The following is a 4,131-nucleotide window of genomic DNA, read 5'->3' on the forward strand; positions in this document are numbered from 1 at the left end:
ATCCGTACTGAACATATTATACATTATTTTCAGTATAGTTGAGCTTATTATTGACTAGAGTCATGCTCCTTCGCTACGCAATGCTTAGGCGGCTGGTCTGAGGCTGGCTTATTCTGACCCTTGGCCCGCAGATCCGACGCCCCCGACAGATGTTGAGACGGGTCTGGAGTGGCTGGTGAAAAACTCTGGGCAAGTTTTACCGGGTAGTTTCACCACCTCTATCCCTATGGTGCTCCGCACCGCCGAGGCGACTGGCTGGGCAGAAGTATCCAACTCGGCAGAACAGAAGGGGTTGACCGCCTAATCTTCGTCTTCATCTTCTTCGTCATCTCCGTCTTCCCATTCCTCATCGAGATCCAGCAGCAGGGCATAGAGCTGATCAAAAAGCTCTGGCGGCTCATCGGGGGTGAGCAGGTAGGGATCCCCTTCGTCAGGCAGAGCGGCGTAGAGCAAAACGGGATCGAGGGGGGTAAAGATGCCGTATTTCTTCTCTTGGTAGAAAAAGGTAGCTAGCAGTTGAAACTCCTGGGCATCTTCCTCGCTCTCGCCCAGCTCGAACACATCTTCCTCTTCGACTGGGGGCAATTCCCCCTGAACCGTGAGGATGTCGAAGCCATTTTGCTGCAAGGTGAGGTTCAACTCCCCCAAGACAGCCTGGATGGTGGGCAGGGTAGCCTGTAGCTCTTCGGGATCCGGCTCGTCCAGGATCCCTTCCATGTCGGCATCGCCGTTCACCGCTTGGCTGGGTTCCTCTTCCCCTTCCCAAACCAGCACTTTAATCACAGCATCAACGGGAGTCACCAGAGCATAGGTCTGCTCGTCGATGACCACCTGCCGCAGGATCTCGCACTTGAGAGGCTGGTTTTGCTCGTCGCGGAGCACCAAGGTTTCATGGGATTCAGTCATTGAAAACAGCCCAGGGTAGGAAAGACGGGGGTGTACAGAAGCTCATTCTCCCATGTTCTGCCCCCCCTGCAATGCTGAGGGATCCCTTCCAGGCCCACCGGCAGAACTCTATGCTTCGGCTTCTCCTTCTGCTTGGGTTAAGGCTTCCAGAGCCAATAAAATCTCCTCTTCTCGGCGGGCGTAGGTTTCTTCGTCAATTTCTCCCAAATCTAGCTGAATTTGCAGGGCCGTAAGTTCTTTTTGCAGGTTTTCTTTGCTATCCAGCTGTGCTTCGGCGCGTTCTTGGATCTGCTCTGCTAGCCAAAGCAAACTTTGGGCCGGCCAAGTCAACAATTGCCAAACCATCCCAGGGCCCCTAAAGCAGATGATGAGTCTTCGTAATCCTATCAATTTGGATTCTCAGGTGGCCATTGCCCCGGCCTAGCCGTGAAACTTTTTGTTCCCTTCCTCCCCAAGCTGGAAAGACTGGGACACGCACGAAGCGCCAGGGGAAACACTGGCTATTGGTGCTCAGGCAAGTCCTAGCCGCGAAGACTAATCCTCTCGCTGGTGCTTCTCGATCCACTCCATGAGCTCCCCCTCGGAATGGGTACACAGGCGCTCTCCCGTGATTGGGTCTTGGACAGACCACCAGACCATGCCGCTGCCATCTACCCACTGCCGCACCCGCAGTTCATCGCAGGCCGCCAAGACTGCCTTCAGGCTCTGCCAAAGGTGGCGCAGTCCTCTGAAGAGCGCTGAAGAGAAGGGATCCCTGCCGCCGTACTCGGCTGCCAGCTGCCGCTCTTCTTGTTTCAGCAGCTCCATCAAGCGGGTGTTGTTGGCCGCCCTAGCTGCTTCCAAACGACGGGCCAGGGAGGCTGCTATGTTTTGGCGATGGCGGGCCAGGAGACTTGTCCCCCTCATTTCAGCGATTGCACTCATAAGGCTGCTCTACATACCAGTACCTCTACACGATCAATCCTACCAAAAAATCTGTAGTCAAGGATACGAAAAGTGCAAAACCATCGGTCCTGCACGCTAACGTGCGGGATCCGATCCCGGTGCCCTGCCTGGGAGCTGCCGGAAGTTAATCCAACAAGGGGCCACCTGAGCAGCTCAGATCAATCGGCGGCTTCCCCGGACGGATTTAACGGGGGCTAATCCACAGGCAGCAAATTCAAGCGGAGCGGCAACCGGAGTTTTTCCGCGTCTTGCAGGAAAAAATGCTTGCAAGCCTACTTCCACGGAGCTGCCACAACTCGGAACGAGCCGACCAAAACAGCTTAGGCAGGAGGTGGAGAGGAAAAGGATGGGGGACTATCAACTTCAATGTAGCCTAACCCTCTCTTCTGGACGATGGTCCGTAGCTCCTGAATCAACTTTTGATCTTGGGAAGCGGTACGTGCTCCTGACTCGGCAGCCCATTCTTTCAAGCTTTGAATTTGGTCACGAGCGATGGCGGCTAGAGGAACCGTTTGGCGGGTGGCGGTCAGGATATCTTCTTGGGTGAACTCGCGGGGTGGATCCTGATTAAAGGCCATGTGCATGGCATCGTAAATGGTCTGTTCAATTTCCGCCCCGCTGAAATCTTCTGCAGCCATGGCCAGCTCAGTATAGGAGAAGTCTCGTACTCGGTTGGACCGTAGCCGTTGGACATGGACTCGAAAAATCTCTTCCCGCTCCCGTTGGTTGGGCAAATTGACGAAGAAAATTTCGTCAAACCGGCCTTTGCGCAGCAGCTCGGCCGGCAAGATGCGGACATTGTTGGCGGTGGCAACAATAAAAACGGGTTTGGTTTTTTCCTGCATCCAGGTGATCAGGTTGCCGAAGACCCGCTTGCTGGTGCCCGAATCCCCTGAAAACTCGCTGTTGACGCCGCCAAAGGCTTTATCCAACTCATCAATCCACAACACACAAGGGGCCATGGCTTCGGCAATTTGGATCATCTGGCGCACGCGGCTTTCGCTTTCGCCGACGATCCCGCCGAAGAGTCGCCCCACATCCAGCCTGAGCAAGGGCATGCGCCACTCGCGGGCTATGGTTTTGGCACATAGAGACTTGCCGGTGCCCTGGATCCCGGCCAGCAAAATGCCCTTAGGACTGGGCAAGCCATAGGCACGGGCCTGGGCACTAAAACTGTTGCGGCGCTGCCGAATCCAGGCTTTGAGGTTTTCCAGGCCGCCGACATTTTGCAAGGTCTCGGAGGGGTTGTAAAACTCCAGGATTTCCGTCTGGCGGATGTATTGTTTTTTCTCTTCCAGAACAAGGTCAATATCGCCCTCGCTGACCTTGCCCTTGGCGGCTAGGGCGCGGGCCAGGATCCGCTCAATGCGCTGCCGGGTCAGTCCTTGGCAGGCTCGAACCAGTTGTTCCCGCGCCGGGCCGCTTAGCTCCAGTTGACGGGCAGGGATCGCGCGGGTAATGATCCGCTCAATTTCGGCGATGCTGGGCAGGGGAAAATCATAGACCACAATTTCCTCGCGCAGCTCGGCAGGGACAACGGCTTCTTGGCCCAAGAGGATGATGGACTTGCGGCTGTGGCGGCTCTCTCTGGCCAGGGTTTTCAGGTAGCGGATGACGGGGTAATTGTCCGAGCGTTCCGGATTTCTCAGGGTGGGGTTTAGGTCTTTGAGAACACAAATAACCGCCTCGTCCTCTTTGATGGCGCCGATGCGGCCCAGAGCAGGCATCAATTGGCCTTTGTTTTGGCCGTTATCTGACCAGCCGGAGACGATATCCCAGATTAGGAGTTTGCGCTTGGGCTTGAGGGAATCGGCTAGAACTTGCAGGAGCTCCTCTGCCGGGGCTTCTTCGGGAGTAACCAGGTAGATCAAAGGGTAGCGGGCGCGAACCACTAAGTCCAGCAGTGTGAGGATGTCTTGGTGATTGCTGGCAAAGGCGAGATCTGAGGGACTCATGGATCCACTGAGAGCGGCTGTAGGTAGTGTAGCCAAGGGATCAGGCTAGGGATGGATGGCTCCGTCGGGGAGGATGGCCCCTTTCAAGTCGGCGAATTGATCCCAGCCGGGACTTAGTTTTGCGCCCCATAGGTTTGCCCCCTTTAGGTTCGTGCCACCCAGCTTTGCTCCCCTCAAGTTGGCTCCCCTCAGGTCAGCCCTGCTCAGGTCGGCCCCGCTCAGGTTGGCCCCGCTCAGGTTGGCCTTGCTCAGGTTGGCCCCGCTCAGGTCAGCCTCGCTCAGGTTGGCCTGGCTCAGGTTGGCCTCGCTCAGTTTGGCCTCGCTC

Annotated in this window: 5 protein-coding genes; all 5 read right to left on the reverse strand. The window is 56.3% G+C overall.

The genetic code is table 11. The features are described from left to right. Window positions 1–300 precede the first annotated feature (300 nt). On the reverse strand, window positions 301–906 hold the full coding sequence (locus NW839_RS12020) for a DUF3727 domain-containing protein (protein ID WP_414350246.1): 606 nt from the start codon (window positions 904–906) through the stop codon (window positions 301–303). Between the two features lie 108 nt (window positions 907–1,014). After that, window positions 1,015–1,251, reverse strand: coding sequence for a gas vesicle protein GvpG (locus NW839_RS12025; RefSeq protein ID WP_011433717.1), 237 nt, complete (start codon window positions 1,249–1,251; stop codon window positions 1,015–1,017). Between the two features lie 189 nt (window positions 1,252–1,440). After that, window positions 1,441–1,830 carry a hypothetical protein gene (locus NW839_RS12030; RefSeq protein ID WP_414342319.1) on the reverse strand — a complete coding sequence of 130 codons (390 nt, stop codon included), beginning with the start codon at window positions 1,828–1,830 and terminating at the stop codon, window positions 1,441–1,443. Between the two features lie 341 nt (window positions 1,831–2,171). Beyond that, on the reverse strand, window positions 2,172–3,806 hold the full coding sequence (locus tag NW839_RS12035) for an AAA family ATPase (protein WP_414350248.1): 1,635 nt from the start codon (window positions 3,804–3,806) through the stop codon (window positions 2,172–2,174). Between the two features lie 45 nt (window positions 3,807–3,851). Beyond that, a partial coding sequence (locus tag NW839_RS12040) for a pentapeptide repeat-containing protein (RefSeq protein WP_414380672.1) occupies window positions 3,852–4,131 on the reverse strand: 280 nt, incomplete at its 5' end.

The sequence above is a fragment of the Synechococcus sp. R5-15 genome (genome assembly GCF_047462035.1).
GTDB lineage: Bacteria > Cyanobacteriota > Cyanobacteriia > Thermostichales > Thermostichaceae > Thermostichus.

Excerpts from the sequence above, each read along its gene's own strand:
- NW839_RS12030 (WP_414342319.1), bottom strand. The coding sequence starts at position 1,830 with ATGAGTGCAATCGCTGAAATGAGGGGGACAAGTCTCCTGGCCCGCCAT.
- NW839_RS12035 (WP_414350248.1), bottom strand. The coding sequence starts at position 3,806 with ATGAGTCCCTCAGATCTCGCCTTTGCCAGCAATCACCAAGACATCCTC.
- NW839_RS12025 (WP_011433717.1), bottom strand. The coding sequence starts at position 1,251 with ATGGTTTGGCAATTGTTGACTTGGCCGGCCCAAAGTTTGCTTTGGCTA.
- NW839_RS12020 (WP_414350246.1), bottom strand. The coding sequence starts at position 906 with ATGACTGAATCCCATGAAACCTTGGTGCTCCGCGACGAGCAAAACCAG.